This window comes from Streptomyces sp. NPDC028289 (assembly GCF_055565975.1).
This window is the reverse complement of sequence record NZ_JBVHTI010000001.1, coordinates 1,640,086-1,657,050: the sequence shown is the minus strand read 5'-3', so window position 1 is coordinate 1,657,050 and position 16,965 is coordinate 1,640,086. Positions and strand designations below refer to the sequence as shown.

16 protein-coding genes are annotated in these 16,965 nt (G+C 67.3%); 5 read left to right on the top strand and 11 right to left on the bottom strand.

The window, feature by feature from the left end; all coding sequences use genetic code 11:
- The first annotated feature begins 11 nt into the window (after positions 1 to 11).
- On the top strand, positions 12 to 887 hold the full coding sequence (locus ACZ4UV_RS07325; RefSeq protein ID WP_467836285.1) for an SDR family oxidoreductase: 876 nt from the start codon (positions 12 to 14) through the stop codon (positions 885 to 887).
- A gap of 95 nt (positions 888 to 982) precedes the next feature.
- Here ACZ4UV_RS07325 and ACZ4UV_RS07320 read toward each other — a convergent pair whose 3' ends face one another.
- A complete protein-coding gene (locus tag ACZ4UV_RS07320; protein WP_451020347.1) occupies positions 983 to 2,152 on the bottom strand; it encodes a serine hydrolase domain-containing protein in 1,170 nt (389 codons plus the stop codon).
- Positions 2,153 to 2,303: 151 nt separating this feature from the next.
- Between ACZ4UV_RS07320 and ACZ4UV_RS07315 the strand changes: the two genes are divergently transcribed.
- Complete coding sequence (locus ACZ4UV_RS07315; RefSeq protein ID WP_451020348.1) at positions 2,304 to 3,008, top strand: Clp protease N-terminal domain-containing protein; 705 nt, start codon at positions 2,304 to 2,306, stop codon at positions 3,006 to 3,008.
- 84 nt (positions 3,009 to 3,092) lie between these two features.
- On the opposite strand, the gene ACZ4UV_RS07310 is transcribed toward ACZ4UV_RS07315, so the two are convergent.
- Positions 3,093 to 5,015 (bottom strand): N-acetylmuramoyl-L-alanine amidase, encoded by a 1,923-nt coding sequence (locus ACZ4UV_RS07310; RefSeq protein WP_467836283.1) that lies wholly within the window; start codon positions 5,013 to 5,015, stop codon positions 3,093 to 3,095.
- Between the two features lie 354 nt (positions 5,016 to 5,369).
- Between ACZ4UV_RS07310 and ACZ4UV_RS07305 the strand changes: the two genes are divergently transcribed.
- Complete coding sequence (locus ACZ4UV_RS07305; RefSeq protein WP_451020350.1) at positions 5,370 to 5,702, top strand: hypothetical protein; 333 nt, start codon at positions 5,370 to 5,372, stop codon at positions 5,700 to 5,702.
- A gap of 266 nt (positions 5,703 to 5,968) precedes the next feature.
- Here the strand turns inward: ACZ4UV_RS07305 and ACZ4UV_RS07300 are convergent, their stop codons facing one another.
- The 5 genes from ACZ4UV_RS07300 to ACZ4UV_RS07280 form a co-directional block, all read right to left on the bottom strand.
- Entirely contained in the window at positions 5,969 to 6,481 is a 513-nt protein-coding gene (locus ACZ4UV_RS07300; protein ID WP_467836281.1) for a nucleoside deaminase, read from the bottom strand.
- A gap of 39 nt (positions 6,482 to 6,520) precedes the next feature.
- Positions 6,521 to 7,048 (bottom strand): hypothetical protein, encoded by a 528-nt coding sequence (locus ACZ4UV_RS07295; RefSeq protein WP_467836279.1) that lies wholly within the window; start codon positions 7,046 to 7,048, stop codon positions 6,521 to 6,523.
- A complete protein-coding gene (locus tag ACZ4UV_RS07290; RefSeq protein ID WP_467836276.1) occupies positions 7,045 to 8,769 on the bottom strand; it encodes a hypothetical protein in 1,725 nt (574 codons plus the stop codon). The genes ACZ4UV_RS07295 and ACZ4UV_RS07290 overlap by 4 nt, the downstream gene beginning before the upstream one ends.
- A 108-nt stretch (positions 8,770 to 8,877) precedes the next feature.
- A complete protein-coding gene (locus tag ACZ4UV_RS07285; protein ID WP_467836274.1) occupies positions 8,878 to 9,075 on the bottom strand; it encodes a DUF397 domain-containing protein in 198 nt (65 codons plus the stop codon).
- Positions 9,076 to 9,921, bottom strand: a complete 846-nt coding sequence (locus ACZ4UV_RS07280) for a helix-turn-helix domain-containing protein (RefSeq protein WP_467836272.1) — start codon at positions 9,919 to 9,921, stop codon at positions 9,076 to 9,078.
- Between the two features lie 215 nt (positions 9,922 to 10,136).
- Here ACZ4UV_RS07280 and ACZ4UV_RS07275 point away from each other — a divergent pair, with 215 nt between their 5' ends.
- The gene (locus tag ACZ4UV_RS07275) at positions 10,137 to 10,763 is read left to right on the top strand and encodes an ATP-binding protein (RefSeq protein WP_467836269.1); all 627 of its coding nucleotides are present in this window, start codon (positions 10,137 to 10,139) and stop codon (positions 10,761 to 10,763) included.
- 8 nt (positions 10,764 to 10,771) lie between these two features.
- Here the strand turns inward: ACZ4UV_RS07275 and ACZ4UV_RS07270 are convergent, their stop codons facing one another.
- The gene (locus ACZ4UV_RS07270; protein WP_467836267.1) at positions 10,772 to 11,494 is read right to left on the bottom strand and encodes an HNH endonuclease; all 723 of its coding nucleotides are present in this window, start codon (positions 11,492 to 11,494) and stop codon (positions 10,772 to 10,774) included.
- A gap of 174 nt (positions 11,495 to 11,668) precedes the next feature.
- Between ACZ4UV_RS07270 and ACZ4UV_RS07265 the strand changes: the two genes are divergently transcribed.
- The gene (locus tag ACZ4UV_RS07265) at positions 11,669 to 12,799 is read left to right on the top strand and encodes a DNA cytosine methyltransferase (RefSeq protein WP_467836265.1); all 1,131 of its coding nucleotides are present in this window, start codon (positions 11,669 to 11,671) and stop codon (positions 12,797 to 12,799) included.
- 54 nt (positions 12,800 to 12,853) lie between these two features.
- On the opposite strand, the gene ACZ4UV_RS07260 is transcribed toward ACZ4UV_RS07265, so the two are convergent.
- The 3 genes from ACZ4UV_RS07260 to ACZ4UV_RS07250 all read right to left on the bottom strand — a co-directional run bounded on the left by ACZ4UV_RS07260 (position 12,854) and on the right by ACZ4UV_RS07250 (position 16,810).
- Positions 12,854 to 14,677 (bottom strand): DEAD/DEAH box helicase, encoded by a 1,824-nt coding sequence (locus ACZ4UV_RS07260; protein WP_467836262.1) that lies wholly within the window; start codon positions 14,675 to 14,677, stop codon positions 12,854 to 12,856.
- Positions 14,674 to 16,089: a ParB N-terminal domain-containing protein gene (locus ACZ4UV_RS07255; protein WP_467836260.1), complete on the bottom strand. Its 1,416-nt coding sequence runs from the start codon at positions 16,087 to 16,089 to the stop codon at positions 14,674 to 14,676. Before ACZ4UV_RS07255 ends, ACZ4UV_RS07260 begins: the two co-directional genes overlap by 4 nt.
- Positions 16,090 to 16,177: 88 nt before the next feature.
- Positions 16,178 to 16,810: a hypothetical protein gene (locus tag ACZ4UV_RS07250; protein ID WP_467836258.1), complete on the bottom strand. Its 633-nt coding sequence runs from the start codon at positions 16,808 to 16,810 to the stop codon at positions 16,178 to 16,180.
- Positions 16,811 to 16,965: the final 155 nt, after the last annotated feature.

The following is a 16,965-nucleotide window of genomic DNA, read 5'->3' as shown; positions in this document are numbered from 1 at the left end:
GGGGGAAAACGATGATCACCGTGACGGGTGCGACCGGCACCATCGGCCGGACGCTGGTGGACCTGCTGACCGAGGCGGGCGAGGAGGTGGTGGCGGTGTCCCGGCACCCCCGGCAGGCCTCGTCCGCCGCCCCCGGCGTCCGGTGGGCCGAGGGCCATGTCGGGGACGCGGCGAGCATGCGGGCGCCCCTGACCGGGGCCCAGGCCCTGTTCATCGTCCTGGGCGGCGCACTCAACGCCTTCGGCGAGAACCCGGAGCTGCTGCTGCGGACGGCCACGGACGCCGGCGTCGAACGCGTCGTCCTGGTCTCCTCACAGGTCAGCGCGACCCGCCCACAGGCGTCCTCGCACGCCCGCCTGCGCGAGTTCGAGGCGGCGGTACGCGCATCGGGCCTCGGCTTCACGATCCTGCGCCCCGGCGGCTTCGCCTCCAACGCCTTCGCCTGGGCCGACACGATCCGCACCAAGCGCACGGTCTTCGCCCCCTTCGCCGACGTGGCCCTCCCGGTCGTGGACCCGGCGGACATCGCGGCGGTGGCGGCGAAGGCGCTCCGCTCGCCCCGGGGGCAGGGCGGAGACGGCGAGGGCGGTCACGGGGGCCGCGTCTACGAGCTGACCGGCCCGGAACCGATCAGCCCCCGTCAGCAGGCGGCGGTCATCTCCGCGGCGCTGGGCGAGGAGGTGACGTTCGTGGAGCTTTCGCGCGAGGAGGCCCACGCGGCCATGGCCCGCTTCATGCCGGAGGAGGCGGTCGCGGGCACGCTGGACGTCCTCGGCGCGCCGCTTCCCGCGGAGTCGAGGGTCAGCACGGACGTGGCGGCCGTGCTGGGCCGCCCGGCGGGCGGGTTCGCGGGATGGGTCGGCCGCAACCTGCCGGCGTTCCGGTAGGCGGACGGAAGGCGTCCTGGCCGCACGGTGTTCCGTGTGCGGCCAGGCCACCTTCCACCCACCGCGCCCGCTCCCCCTGCGCCGCACTCACCCGGTCACAGCGCGGCCCGCACCGCCTCGACGAGCGCGGACGCCCGCACGTCCTCCGCACCCTCGACGATGCTGTTCATGACGTACCCGAAGGCGATGCCGTGCTCGGGGTCGGCGAAGCCCAGCGAGCCGCCGCGCCCGGGATGCCCGAAGGCGCGGGGACCGGTGAGCGGGTTGGTCTCGACGGGCAGCATGTACCCGGAGGCGAACCGGACCGGGAACATGATGACCCTGTCCACCCCGCCGGCCTGCTCCGCGGTCGCCGACGCGAGCGTCTCCGGGCTGAACAGCCGTACCCCGTCCACCTCCCCGATCAGCGCCGCGTACATCCGCGCGAGGCCGCGCGCGGTGCCGATCCCGTTGGAGGCGGGCAGCTCCGCGGCCTGCACCTCGGCCGAGTTGAAGTCGATCTCGGCGGGGTCGGTGACGGCGAACGCCCGGTTGCTCAACGACTCCGGATCCTGCAGCGCCGCGACGAACTCCCGCGCCTCCGGCGGCACCAGGTCCAGCGGTACGGTGCTCAGATCGACCTCCGGCTTCGGGTACACCATCCGGCTGACCCGCCCGCGCTCGGCCGCCGGCAGCCCGATGAAGAAGTCCAGGTCCAGCGGCCCGGCGACCTCCTCGGCGAAGAACCGCCCCGGGGTGCGTCCGGATACCCGTCGTACGACCTCCCCAACCAGCCATCCGAAGGTCCGCCCGTGGTACCCGTGCGCGGTCCCCGGCTCCCACTCCGGCCGCTGCACGGCGAGCGCGTCGGCCATCGGCTGCCATCGCAGCGCATCCGCCAACGGCACGGGCGGCCGGACCGTGACCACCCCGGCCCGGTGCGACAGCAGCCACCGCACCGGGATCTCCGCCTTCCCCGCCGCTCCGAACTCCGGCCAGTAGCGGGCCACCGGAGCGTCGAGATCCAACTCCCCGCGCTGGGCCAGCAGATGGGCCACGGTGGCGGTGGCCCCCTTGGTCGCGGAGTACACCAGCTGCAAGGTGTCCCGCTCCCACTCCCGCCCGGTCCCCGGATCCGCCACCCCGCCCCACAGATCCACCACGGGCCGCCCGTCCCGGTACACGCAGACGGCGGCCCCGACATCCCCCCGCTCCTCAAAGTTGGCGCGGAACGCGTCCCGCACACCTTCGAACCCGTCGGCCACTTCCCCGTGGATGGTCGTCATGCCCTCATCCTGGCACTGGGTCGTCCGGCCCCGGCCCCCGCCCCGGGGCTCATCGGCCGCATACCGCGGGCGAGTTGGAGGCGCAGAAGACATCGGCCGAATTCGTCAATTACAGATTGACGATGAGGGATCGTCAATTTAAAGTTGACGCATGAGCCCACTCGACATCAGTCTTGCCGACCTGATCGCCCGACTCGACGAGGAACTCCCCGAAGCCAGCGAACTGGCCCGCATCAGCGAGGCCCGACTGCGCGCCCAGACCCTGTCCGACCTCGGTGACCAGCTCATCGACCACTACGTCAGCAAGGCCAAGCAGACCGGCGCGTCGTGGACCGAGATCGGCGACGCCATCGGTGTGTCCAAGCAGGCCGCCCAGCAGCGTCACGCACCCGCCCCGTTCGAGCGGTTCACCGACCTGAACCGGCACGGCATCGTGCTGGCCCAGGAGGCCGCCCGAACGCACAAGCACGACTCCATCGGCACCGAACACCTCCTGCTCGGCCTGCTCGGCGAACCGCGCGGCCTCGGGTACGAGCTGCTGCTCGCGAAAACCGAGTCCGAGCAGCCCATCCGCGACGCCGTCCGCGAAGCCCTCCCGCCGGCCGGGAGGAAGGCGCCCCGAGGTCACATCCCGTTCCACGCGCAGAGCAAGGAGGTCATCGACCAGGCCCGCCGCGCCTCGTCCGACCTCGGCCACGACTGGGTCGGCACCGAACACACCCTGCTGGGCCTGATCCGCGTCGCGGAGAGCCCGGCCGCCCGGATCCTCCGCAACCTCGGCTTCACGTCGGAGGACCTGCACGAGACCGTCAAGACCCAGATCACCAGGCGGCTCGCCGCACGCGACGACCGCTGACGCAAACGAAAAGTGCCCGGGAGGCCGTAACCTCCCGGGCACCACATGCGCCTGCGTGCGCCGGTCCGCGTCCGACGGGTGCCGTCAGCCGTCCGTCGCCGTGACGTCCGAGGCGTACACCAGGGCGACCCGGTGGTTGTACTGGATGGTGTACATCGCCTTGGCGCCGGTGACGACCGCGCCGCTGGACGGGAAGAAGTCGTCCGTGAGCGACGGCGCCGTGGTGGCCACGTACGCCTGACCGGCCGGGACGGTGTACATGCTCAACGGGGCCTGCGTGGAGGGCGACAGACCCGCGGGGTACTCGGAGGCGTCCGGGTAGCTGGAGCCGTACACCGCCACCGCCGAGTCGCCGGCCGCCGAGATCACCTTCACGCCGTGGGCGGGCGCGGTGTTGCAGCCGTGCGGGTTGTAGAACCACACCTTCGAGCCGCTGTACCAGATGGCGGTCCAGTCGCCGTCCCTGTCGGCCACGACGAACTGCTGCCCGGCCGCAGCCGTGCTGCCCCAGTCGTTGATCCGGTCGGTACCGGCCGCACCCGGGTGCAGCGCCTGGTCCCCGAAGAGGGGAGCGGTCTCGCTCGGCTCGGTCCGCAGGTAGACGAAGTCCGACGGCTGCTGCGTCTCGGTGCACGCGGTGGTGGCACCGGTCGGGTCGTCGGAGGGGCAGATCTGCACGGTCTGCAGGTTGTCGTCGAACCGCGGGGCGATGGTCACCACCGAGCCGACGGGCCCGACGCCGTGCCGCCCGGTGTGCACCCCGAGCAGGCTCATGAGGTGGTTCCAGTCCCAGGACGGGCCCGGGTCCCAGTGCATGCCGGAGACGAGGGAGGACTTCGGCCCGGCCACGTTGTCGTGGCCGATGATGTGCTGCCGGTCCAGAGGTATGTCGAACCGCTCGGCCAGGTACTTCACCAGGTCGGCCGTGGCCTCGTACTGCGCCTCGGTGTACCAGGTGGCACCGTGCGCGGCGTAGCCCTCGTGCTCGATCCCGATCGAGTGCATGTTGGTGGAGTAGTTGCCCGCGTGGAAGGCGAGGTCCTTCGTCGGCACCATCTGCGTCACCGCGCCGTCCGAGGACCGCATGACGTAGTGCGCGGCGGACCCGCCCGGCTGCGTGAAGAGGTTGACGGCCGCGTCGTACGACGTCTCCGTGTCGTGGATGACGATGCTGTCGATCCGGATGCCGTTGGCGGGCCGGTTGGAGACCTGGCCGTTGGACGCGGCCGCCGGGACGAAGGTGCACGCGACCGTGGCCGGGCACTCGGTGTCCGTGGTCGCGGCCGACTTCAGGTCCAGCGCGTTCAACTGCCCGCTGTCCGCGACGACATCGCTGTCAGCCGCCAGGCGCACGCGCTCGCCGTCGGCCGTGGTCCGCCCGGCACCCTTCTTGATGGTGGCGAACACGCGCCCGGCGAAGACAGCGGCACCCTGCCGCTCGGTGGCCTGGCTGTAACGGGCCACGGCCCCGTACCAGTCACCGGGATCCGCGGACACCGACCCGGCCACAGCCTCCTGATAAGAGGCGAGCAGCGCCGCACCCCCACGGATGTTGGCCGCCGGATCGCTGCGCAACTCCTCCGCCGACAGCCCGGTCAGCTTCGCGGCAGCCTGAACGGTGTGCAGAGCCGGAGCGGCGGCAAGCTTCGCCACGTCCCCGCGCCCCGCCGCCCCCGCGTCCCCACCGGCCATCATCGCCGGAGTCACGTCCGTCAGATGCATCGGCCCGAACCCGCCGTCAGTGCTGTGCTGCCCGGCGTGCGTGTCCCACGCGGACTCCTGGTACGCCACCGCCAGCAGCACCTGACGCGGCACGTGATACGCGTCGGCGGCCGCCGCAAAGTCCTGCTGCAGAGTGGTCGCGCTGTCCGCGGCCTCACCGTCGGCCAGCGCCGGCACCGGCACGGCCGCCCCACCCGCAACGGCGAGCGCGGCGACGGCGGTCAGCAGAGCCGGACGGCGACGTCTCGACGCGTCGTCCCCACGTCTGGAATTGCTTGTGCTCATGAAAAAGTCCCCGAACCTCGGAGGATCAAATGGCGGAATGGAGGATGCGTACGACGGGCCATCGGTTCACCGACCGCCCCGGTACGCGCACAGCTCCGCGCCCTACGCGGGGCGCTCCCCGCCGACGTCTGGAAGCGGATGATCCCCCTCTGCGTGAAGTCGAGTCAACTTCACCATTTCAAACGGCACTTGAACGAACCGAGGAGAACCACGCACAACGACGGCCACCGCCGGGCGCACTCTGGGATCGGTTCCAGGAAGGCACGCGAAAGGCGTAGCGTCCCTGAACAACCCGGTGACGGTCACCGATGGGGCCCGCGCCCGAAGCGCCGGTCGGCGAAAGGAAGCAGCCGAGTGAACGAGAGGCCGACCCCCGACAGCTGTCATAGCGGCGTGGAACTGCAGATCGCCCGGGTCATCGTCGCGTCCCTCGAACAGGCCACGGTCAATGTGCGCTGCCTGCGGGGTCCGGTCCGCCGCGGTGCCCGCTTCAACCGCCTCAGCGGTTCAGCACAAGCAGTCGACCTGACCCTGACCGAGGCCCTCGTCTACGGGCATCGAGTGGCACAACTCGACACAGGACTCACCGCCTTCGTGACACTCCGAGGCAAAGGCGTCCAGCGCCTCATGTCAGGCACTCCGGCCTCCGGAGGGCAGGTCATCCAGGGCGCCAACCCGTCCCCTTGACCCCGTCCCCCCTGCCTGACGCCCCCCGCCAACGGCCCCCTGCGACCCACCCAAGGGTCCGTCGACGCAGGCCCCACCCCACCCTTCCCGGCCGCCCGCTCGCTTCTTCCCCGTGCTGGAGTGAGCCGAGTCAAGGGTCGGCCGAAGGCCGATCGGCGCCAGCCGACGCGGACGCGGAGCGCAGCGGAGCGGGAGCGCCCTTTACTCGGATCGCGGAGGCACGACACTGCCGAAGAAGCGAGCGGCTGGGGGCACCCTTCTGAACGTCAGAGCTTGGGCTCCACAGGGAAGGGCAGCTTGTCGGCCCAACTGGCCAGCGCCGCCGCCGCGATCTCCCGCGTCTCACCGCCGACCGCGGTCTCCTGGAGCAGGGCCCGCTCCGCGTTGGGAACGCTGAGCTCCCGGTAGTACTGCAAGTCCTCGAACCCGCTGACCCCGACGTCGTGGCTGGTCGCGGCATAGACGAGGCGCGGGACACGGGCCCAGTAGCAGGCCACCAGACACATGGGGCACGGCTCGCTGCTGGAGTACATCACGGCGTCCTCCATGAGGTGACGCCCGAGTTTGTTGCCTGCTGCCCGGAGGGCCATGACCTCGGCGTGCGCGGTCGGGTCCCGGAGTTCGACGACCGAACTGGTGCCGGTGGCGACGACCTCCCCGTCGATGACGACCAGGGCACCGAACGGAGTCTTGCCCTCGTCCTCCAGGGCATGGCGGGACAGCTCGATGGCCTGGGCGAGAAAGACGTGGTCCTCGGGGGTCTCGGGGGAGATAGGCACCTGGTCTCCAAGTCTCTGATAGGCCGCTCGCGGCCACTCTCACATGTAGACGGAGGGATCGGCGTCGCCGAAGGGGCCGTCCAGGTCCATGTCGTAGCCCGTGAGGGGCGTGGTTGCGCCGACCGAATTGATGATGTCCAGCGCCAGCCCGGCCCGCTGGTGGTCGGTCCAGTCGCCGTTGTCCAGCACTTCGACCATATCCGGGATGGGCGCGGACGACTGGTCACCCTCGAGGATGAGACGGTGGATCCTTGGCGCCGGCCGACCATCCGCGCAGAGCAGCAGGGCGGCGGCCGACATCCGGAGCTGCCATTCCTCGAACGCCCCGACAGCGGCCGCGGATTCGACCGGCAGACTGTGCAGGACGACTCGGTCCACAGTGAGGCCGTCATCGCGCCGCAACTGGGCCCTCATCACAGCCTGGTCGATCTCGTTGCGAAGGCCGAGCAGACCCGGCCGGAGCCACGTCAGGTCGCACTGCACGATGACGGCGGCCGCCACCGCGTCCGATTCCAGCGCGGCGAGGCGCTCACGCCAGACGGCCATGTCTATCTCCGGATCCGTCATGCGCCCTCCCGGGTGTGAGACCCGACCAGTGTCAGGACTTTCAGGCCTACGACGATGACCTCGACCGGATCCGTCTGCGCAACCTCGGCCGCACCGGGCAACACGCGGGCGGCCAGACCAGCGGTGATCGTCAGACTGACCGAGGGCAGCGCGGCGAGGAAGCCTCGCAGCTCCGTCTCGTCTTCACCAGGCGTGAGCGGAGCCAGCCGACATGCGACAGCCAGGATCATCGCGGCGGGCCGGAGCTGCGGCTCCACATGTGGGGCGGGCACTCGGTAGGCACGGCCGACCCGCCCGTGGTGCACTCGCTCACTCACCGCCCCGGCCGCAGCCGTACGGGAGATGAGTCCGAGCAGGGCCGTACGCGCCTCTTCCGCCGTGCCGAAGTAGCGGTGAGTGGCGAACGTCCGCAAGTACGCGCCCAGCAGCTGATGATCAGGGGTGAACTCGGGTCGCACGAGCTCCGGAGGATGTGGAACACGGCAGTCCCGCAGCGTGGCGAGTGCGGTCACCGAAGTCAGGGCCCAGAAGTGGTCGTACTCCTCGACATTCCCGAAGGCCGCACGCGCCGCGTCCGCCGCCGATGTCGTCACGGCTTCCTCGCCCCCGAACAGCGCCCGCCGCAGCTGCGTGAGAATCGACGCGCCGTCCCAGTAGTTCCCCATGAACTTCGTGCCGGTGAGGATCTCGTAGACGCCGTACAGGGCCCCGGCTTGATGCGCGCCATGGAACTCGGTGAAGTCCGCGCTCCACAACAGCACTTGGCGCGGCTCAGGAAGCAGGGTGCCGATCTCGTCCGGCCCGCTCGCGGACTTCGGGTCCGGGTCCACACACCGCAGGATCCTCGAGCGGGCGTCCGTGCTCAGCGCGACCAGCTCACGGGCGGATCGGTTGGAGGCGACGCCCCGGACCGACATCAGCAGTGCGGTGTTGGACAGCCACGCCAGATACCGGCTGAGCGCGCCGAGAGGCGAGGCCGGATCGGGCAGCCTCCGGCACAGCCGGACGACGGAATCGACCAGGGTGTCGGCACAGGCGGTCACCTGGATCGGATCGGCCCCGCTGACGAGGGCGGCGCGGGCGAGTCGGTGCAGAACGTCGATATGAAGCGTGATCGCACGCTCGGCCGCCGCCACACTCACCTCGGCCCCGGCCAACTGGTCCACGAGATTCCGCACAGCCGTCGGATCGTTGCTGGTCACGGCTTGACTGATGGCACTGAGATAGGCGTTGACGACGGAACCGTTCTCGAAGTCGCCGGCCGACGCGCCGCCTCCGGCCCCGGCCTGCCCGAGCTCCCCGGCGAGCGTCCGGCACAACAGCCGGTTACGCCCGCCGACGCTGGCCAGACCGAAGAGCTGGATGAAGGAGAAGATCCCGAAGATGTTGGCCAACAGGAACAGCAACGCGCCGTAGGTCGCGCTCATCCCGTTGCCGCCGAGCAGGCCACAAGCGGTGAAGAGAGCGGCGAACCAGCCGATGAGCACCCACTCCCGGAAGGCGATGTGGCTGTCTATCGCCTGTAAGGAGGGCCAGGAACTGGCCGCTGAGAAGGTGAGCGCGAAGATCACGGCTTCGCCGGTCAGCAGCGTGGCGAAGAAGGCGATGCTGAACTGGGTGGCGGCCACGACGTCGTCGGCGCTGCGTGGATATACGACGGCGAGGAGCGCGAGTACGACCGCACACATGCACAGCACGACCTGCCGACGCTTCTGCACCACAGCCCGCTCGCTCCCCCGCGCCTCAGCTGACGCGTCTAACTCTTTCATTTGGTGGGGGAGTTGCCAACAAGACCGATGGACGGTGGCCGGACCGGATCCGTCAGCCGGTCATGTCACGACGTCGGCCACGAACCTGTTCCACGTCTCGGCCGAGATGCTCAAGCGGGGGCCGGCTGGCCGCTTGGAATCGCGTATGAGTACCTCCTTTCGGTCGAACGCCGCCTCAAGGCACTCCGTTGCGTTTCCTCCGCTGTGTGACGACTTGAACCATCTGGGCTCTTCGCTTACTCCGCCGACGATGGGCATTTACAGCTCCTTGCGGATGCGTTCGATCATGGATGAGGAAGCCTCCATGTCCAACGCTTGGGCGCGAAGGTACTCGAACGCAAGTCTGTAGCGGTCAAGTTCCTCGTCCTTCTCAAGGAAGAGTGAGCCGGTGTGGAAGTCGACGTACACCACGTCGAGCGCCGGCTCGGCTCCACCGATGATGACGAAGCTGCCCAGGGCGGCGGCGTGGGCTCCTTTAGAGAAGGGCAGCACCTGGAGGGTGACGTGAGGCGACTCGTTCGCTTCCAGAAGCCTGTCGAGCTGTTCCTTCATGATCTGCGGTGATCCGACGCCCCGGCGGATCACGGACTCGTCGAGGATCGCCCAGAGCCGCAGCGGCCTGGTCCGGTTGAGAATGTCCTGCCGCTTCATGCGGATGTCGACCAGCCGCTCGATCTCTCCCGGTGCCAGGGGGACTTCGTTGGCCTTCTGCAATGCCGTGCTGTACGCGCGGGTCTGGAGGAGGCCCGGAACGTAGACACAGGAGAAGTGGCTTTCGCCCACCGCCTCGTCCTCAAGCGTGAGCAGTAGGTTCATGCTCTCTGGGATGGAGTCCGCGAAGGAACTCCACCAGCCCTGCTGCTTGGCGTCTTTCGCCAGCCCGACAACGGCTCGCCGCTCGGCCTCGGTTGCGCCGTACTCCCGACACAGTGCATCGACAACGATCCACTTGACTGGCCCCGACTGTGTCTCGTACCGGCTGACGGTGGCCTTGGAGACACCGACGAGCCCTCCCGCCTCCTCAAGCGTCAGGCCTTTGCGGGCACGCAACTTGCGCATCATCGCGCCAAGTTGGCGACGGCGGGTGGTAGTCCGCTCGGCCATACGACTCCTCTGCTCACGCCCGGGCATGGCCCGGTGATCGCCCTCAGGCTAGGCAGCGGGGGAACTGACTGACCACCAGATTCACTCGATGGATTCTCGTGAGAAGTTACACAGAGAGATTTCTCTCTGCCATCCTCGGTTACGGATCGCTACGCGCTGAAGTCGTACGGATACGGCGGGCGCAGCATGCGCGTGGCTGGGAAGGAGAAGCTGACATGTCTGGTTGCGAGATCCCCGAGCCCCGACTCCGCTGTGTCCTGCCGTTCGAGGCGGCGCCGGCGGAGGTGCGCCTGCTTCGGAAAGCGGCGGTCGGTCAGCTAGGGCGATGGGGCTTGCCTGCTGCCGCCGACGAGGCCGCGCTACTGGTGACGGAGTTGGCGACGAACGTTCTCAAACACGTCGGCGAAGGCGTGTCGGCGACCTTGATCCTCGAATGGAGAGGCGAGCGGCTGCGGGTAGAGGTCCACGACAGGAGTCGTACGATCCCGGCGCTGAGGTCGGCTGAGTGTGACGAGGAATGCGGCCGGGGCTTGCATCTCATCGCGGCATGCGCGCTGGACTGGGGTGCCGTCCTGACCGCAGCCGGCAAGGCGGTGTGGTGCGAGATTCCGCTCAGCGTGGGGAAGGGCTGTCCCCGCGTCGAGCGAGCGGCCGAGACTCTGGAGGGTTACCGGGCCGGTTGCGGTGGCCGACACGGAAAGATGACGGAGGCAGGCATCGAGGAGTCGGCGATCGAACTTATTGCCGACCTGCTCCACTGGTCCGCCGCCCGCGGTCATGACCCCGATGACGTTCTGGACTTGGCCCAGATGCACTACGAGGCCGAAGCGGATGCGGCCTGATGGATGCCTCACTGCCCAAGCTTCTGCATCTGCTCGCGAAGGGCGTCAGGTGTGCGCCAGGATTCTCCGCGGAAACTCTTGTGGCACATGCGGTGGCAGTTGGCGCACAGAAGAGCAAGCTCCGAGAGCCGGGTCTCTGTCACCCCCGATACGTGGAGAGGCAGGCTGTGGTGGACCTCGATGTAGCCGTCTCCCAGCTCGCCGTAGGCAGCAGTGAAGTCGAACGAGCACACCTCGCACCGCAGAGGGAGGCCCTCTTCCAGGACCGCCTGGATCTTCCGGTCGCGCAGGGGCTTGTTCCGCTCGCGGTAGAGGGCCCAGCGTCTGAGGAGCTGTCCTTCGCGTGCCAAATCGGTCTCGCCCTCCTGGGCGGGTATGCCGACGATCTCGGCGGATGCAACGCCAGCGTGCAGAGCCTTGGCGGCGGCGAGCATCTCGGCGGGACGCTCTGTGAAGTCGGCCACTACCTCACGGGTCAGCTGGCCGCCCTTCATAGCGACCCCGTGATAACCGGCACGGGCTGTCACGATGTTGCCGGTCTTGAGGCTGACGCTGCCAGGGGAACGGAACCTCGGATCTGCCGCCGCGCCATCGTGCAACGGAAGCTTCCTGAGGATCTGGGACAGGTTCTGCACTCGCTTGTCGGCTGGCCCCAGCTCACGCCAGCGGTTTTCGACAACGAGCGCGCAAGCCAGCAACAGCTCGTCACGCGTCCAGTTGATTTTCGCCACAGCGGTATCGTACGAGTATTCGAAATCGCCATGCAGTTGGTGACCAAGGTGGGGCAGAGGATGCTGCACACTGGTGTGTGCCGCCGTGTCGAGTCGCAATGTCAGTGGGTCATGTCACCCTCTGTGATGGTTGCCGTATGAGGCGTCACTGGAATTCGTGCAAGAGGAGGGGCCATGACGGGCACTGACCAGGACTACACGTCGATCGAGATCTGCGCCGGTGCTGGCGGACAGGCGATCGGACTGCACCTGGCGGGTTTCAGACACCTCGCCCTTGTGGAGATCGACAGGTACGCGGCGGCGACCCTGCGCGAAAACATCGAGGTGCACCCGAAGTGGGACTGGGAGCGCGCCAACTGTGATGTGCTCTGCCAAGACGTGGTGGAGTTCGACCCCGCGCGTGACTTGGTGAAGAGTGCCGGTCTCTACAAGCAGGGTGAGGTTGACCTGCTTGCCGGGGGTGTGCCTTGCCCGCCTTTCTCTCACGCTGGCAAGCAGCTCGGCGAGGACGATGAGCGTGATCTCTTCCCGCGCATCCTGGAGCTGGCCGAACTCATCCGTCCTCGCGCCGTGATGATCGAGAACGTCCGCGGACTCATGGACCCCAAGTTCGACGACTACAGGTCGCGCATCCAGGCCAGCCTTGAGGAGATGGAGGCTGACGAGGACGGGAGGCCGGGCTACGAGGTCGTGGGGTGGGACGTTTACGAGGCGGCGGAGTTCGGTGTTCCGCAGCTTCGGCCGCGCTCCATCCTCGTCGCTTTCCGGAAAGACGTGCTCAAGGATCTGAAGTACGAAGCTCCTGCGCCCAGCGCCGAGATGGTAACGGTCTATAAGGCGCTAAAAGATACGATGCAAGAGCGCATTGCACCGTTTTTGACGGGGGCTAAAGCTGTCCAAGCGCAAAAGGTCTTCGACGATTGGGCGGACGGCGCTAAAAAGGGCGTAGCCCCCACGCTCGTGGGCGGCTCCAAGAAGCACGGTGGCGCTGACCTCGGTCCCAGCCGAGCTAAGAAGGCGTGGGCAAATCTCGGCGTCTCGGGCATGGGTGTGGCCAACGCGCCTGTAGACGGCAAGCCGACCGGCACCGAGGACCGCGATCTGTTTCGTGCCGGAGGACCCATGCTCACAGTTCGCCAAGCCGCGATCATTCAGGGATTCCCGACGTACTGGGAATTCTCGGGCGGCAAGACAGCCCAGTACCGGCAGGTCGGGAACGCGTTTCCGCCGCCCGTCGCACAGGCCATCGGCCAATCGATCATGGAAGTGCTCAAGGCGGACCGCAGACGCGCCGCCAGCCAGTGACTGAGGGCGGCTGAGCTGCGGCGTGCATAAGCGGTATCGCAGCTCAGCCGTCCGTCAGGGCAGGCGGCTTTTCAAGTGCGCGAGCAGGGCATGGATGTCATCGGCGTCCATGCCCAGGCCCGTGGTCTCCTCCTCCTGGAGGTCGCCTAGTTGGCGAACCGCAGGGTCATCGAGCACGCTGCCCAGGAAGTGCAGCTTCTTTTCGAGGCGCACGGCCACGATCTCGTCGATCGTGCCCCGGGCCGCCAGTACGGTCACGCGTGTCTCGGTGCCTGGGGGCAGTCCTAGCCGGTGAATGCGGTCAAGGCTCTGGAGGAAGCGGCCGGCCATGAAGTCGCGGTCCACGTACACGGCGTCATGACAGACCTGGTGAAGGCTGATCCCCTCGCCCAGGGTCGCGGGGTTGGAGATCAGGACCATGCACGACGGGTCCTCGCGGAAGCGGCTGAGCTCAGCTTCCCGGTCCTGGGTGGCTCCGTGGACGGAAGCTGGGGCATGCGGCGCCAGTAGCTCTTCCAGAGTTTTCTGGCTTCGGATGAATCCAGTCCAGACCAGCGTCTTGCGGCCGGCCCGCGCGTTCTTCGCGACAATGCGAACGGTTTCCTCGTATTTGGGCGACAGTTCATGCTGAGGGAGCCGCTGGAGCAGTACGTGAAGCGAGTCGTCGTCGGAGACGTCAAGCGCCGGAAGCTGAAAGGCGAGCGCTTCATAGGGGGTCTCGCTCGGGGCCAGCAGGGCCGGGCTGATGGCGGCCATGAGCGTGCGCATAGCTGCCTTGCCGAGTGAGGCCAGGTCACCTCGGCGTGCGGACGGATCCCCCTTGAGCGCGTCGTACAACTCGCGGTGCAGTGGGGGGAGATCGACATAGCGGACTATGGGTTCGAAGGGAGGGAGGCCCAATTCCTTCTTCGTCGTCCGAGTGAACAGCGGGCGCAGGGCCTGGCTGGCGTAAGCGAGATCCCCGCCGCTGACTGCTTCGATGACGAGTTGCTTGCCGCGCCCTGGCCAGACGAACGAGAGCAGGCTCTCCAGATCCCTGGCACCGTTTGGAGCTGGTGTCCCGGTGAGGATGAGGCGCCGCCGGGCCAGCGGTCCGAGCGACAGACAGGCGGAGCCGTATGTGCCGCGGGCCCCGAGTTTCATGCGGTGCGCTTCATCAAGCACGAACATCGCCGGGGCCGTACGCAGCCACTCTGACAGGTGGCTGACAGAGCCAGCCAGCCGTTCGTAGTTGACCAGAACGACATCAGCTCGTGGATCGGGGAATCCACTGTCCATGACTGATGTGAGCAAGGGCTCCTTGAAGCAGGCATCCCCTTCGAACTGCCAGGCTTCGTAGGCCGGCTTGGGGCATACGACGAGAAGGCGCCGGACTTCTCCCCGCTCGCGCAGGGCGCTGAAAACCGCCAGCGCCGTCCGGGTCTTGCCGGCACCGGGAACGCTGAAGTTCGCGCCGTGTCCAAGTGACAGCAGCTCCGCGATGTCCCTCAGCTGGAACGCAGTGAGGTCTGCTTGCCAGCCTGCGCCCAGCAGTGCGTGCACGCTGTCGGGCGCGAGCGGTACCTCATCAGAAATAACAGCTGGGGAGCTGAGCCGGGTCTGCACAGTCTCGGCGTCATCAAGGACACCGGTGACCAGGGTGGCCAGCTCAGGCTCCCACTCGACATCAGAGTGGGGCCAGCTGGCCAGCTCGCCTATGGAGAACAGAAAGCTGTCCAGATCGGCATCGGAGGTCAGCGGGCCACGCTGGCCGCCCGGAGTCACCCGGGTGGCCAGCATCCCGAAGTCCCCTTCCAGACCAGGCCGGGCACGGAGCACTGCCCGCGTCCTGGTGATGTCGAAGGTAATCCGGAGAGACGGGAGGTCAGAGTGCGTCATCGCTGGTCTGCCACGGCCTCACGCAGCCACGACAGGCCTTCCCCTGGGAGCTGGATGCTCCTTGACGCCTCCGCTGACAGCTTGGCCAGCGTTTGCCTGAGTACGATCAGCGTGTCGTCGAAAGCGCCCTCGTCCAGGCTGTTGTTGCCCCGCGCCAGTACCAGGTCGGTGACGCACTGCTGGAGATCATCAACTGCGGCGATGATGCGGTCGGGAGCGACAAGCCGCTTCTTCTGCTTGCGGATCGCATCTCCAGCGGCATCGATGGATTCGTCGAACGCCTTCTCCAGCAAGGTTATGGAGCGGTTGGCATCGGCCATCTCTTCGGCAGTCGCGGTGGTCCCGGAATTCTGGGTGGCCTTGGCTCTGAGAAGCGCGTCAGTAAGGGCACGCGCCTTGGCTGTCTCAGAACTAGGCCCTGGCACACTGCGGTTGAGGCCAGGGATGGAGACTGCCTTTGGAGACTGCGCAGGCATGTCCCAGGGACCCTCAGGCAGACGATGAGCTAGATAGTTCTCCCGGAAGTCCGTGCGGATGAAGCGGATGTCAGTCTTGGCGACATCAAGGACGATGGCTGCCAGCCGGTACTCAAGCAGGGCGTCGGCCTTCTCCTTGTCCTTGGCCTTCTCCTTGACGTAGGTCCGGTACAGCTCAGCGAAGCGTTCCTGAGCGTCTTCAAAATCCATCAGTCGTAGCTTGGTCCGACCGTGCTCGCTGCGTTTCACTAGATCACGCAACTGTCCGAGAACCCAGGTGTCTCGCTCAAGTGCGGGTGTCGAGGTGTGGAACAGCTTGGCGATGGCAGCGAGAGGAAGACCTTGCTGGATCTGCTCCTCAACGGCCATTAGGCGGTTGATGTAGGAGTATTCACGTCGACGGTCGGGCCTGAGCTGCAATGACAATTCGACAGAGCGAATGTCGTCCCAGGTGCAGCTGGCAGGCAGTACACCCACGCGGATGGACTGGATGCCGAGCTCCTTGAGAGCGGCTCGCCGGGTGTTTCCGTTGACGAGAACACCATCACGGGAGATGAGCCCAGGCTCGTTCTGGTGGTGGTCCTGGAGGCTTTGCTTCAGCTTTTCGAAATCAGGGTCGCGTAGGCGCGGGTCAGACGGCTTCGCCATCAGCAGCTGGTGCAGGTAGCCCTGGCCGGCCTCGGACCAGTGGTCCTTCGTCAGTGCCTCTTCCTGCGCGGGGTCGTAGGCGCGCTGTGCGCTGACCCTGTGAGTTGCCGGATTATAGTAGAGCCCATCGACGGGCATGTCGATGACTTCGACGTGGATCGGACGACCCCGGAACTCCACGCGGAGCGTTTCGGGTACAGAGCCTCCCAAGCGCGCGTCTTGGAGACGCTGCTCCACCTTGGCGCGGATTTCGTTCGCTGTGGGCGGGACGCCGAAGTCCGTCGGCATGATTACCTCTCATAGCTGGTGCGGTCTATGGGACCAGTTTGGAACGGGTGGGGGCGGTCGCCGGCGGCTGGCCCGCCCCCATCGGCGTTTAGCCCAAGCCGCTGCGGAAGGCTTCGCGTGCCTCAGCCGGCAGTGCCCGGTACTTCGCCCAGACATCCTCCACTGAACTGAAGGTCCGGGCATCCTGCCTGATCCAGGACTTCAGGATGTCGAGTTCGAACGAAGGGAGCGCGGAGGCCTCCGAGAGCAGCGCCGGCACGTCGTACGTGGAACCGATACCGCCGACCCGGCACCGGTTGCACTCGACGACGTACTGCTGAGCCTTCGTGCCGTTCGGCAGCCGGACCTCACGCTTGGCCACATCGAGCTGAGCGGTGACTTCCGAGTCGGTGTACGTGTCCCCGGGAGTGGCACCACACGAACTGCACTTGTGGTTGTAGGCGGCCAGCAGCTCCCGGCGCTGGTTCACCGTGATCGCGCTCTTCGGACGAGTGCCGCGGCCGGGCTCCCAGACGGCTTCGCCACGCTGGACGTAGCGCTGTTCGTTCGCGTCGAGGTCGATGTCCTCCCGCTTGGTGTCGATCTTCCATCCGAAGTCGCGGAGATCCCGCATACGGCGGTCGATCTGCGCCACATCCGGAAAGGCGTCACGGAGTTCCGTCTTGGTGAAGACGTTCCCCTCGCCGACCACCTGCACGAGCCAGAGAGCGGCGCGCTTCATCGTGCCCAGTTTGCTGTCCTGCCAAGAAGGCAAGGCCGTGCTCATCTCCACCTCGCAGAGCCTGAGCGGGCCAGCCCGACTGCGTGTCAGGACAGTTGATGCCTGACAGTGGCCCGCAAGACACAACGGAACATCAAGTCCGCCTGAAAGCAAAG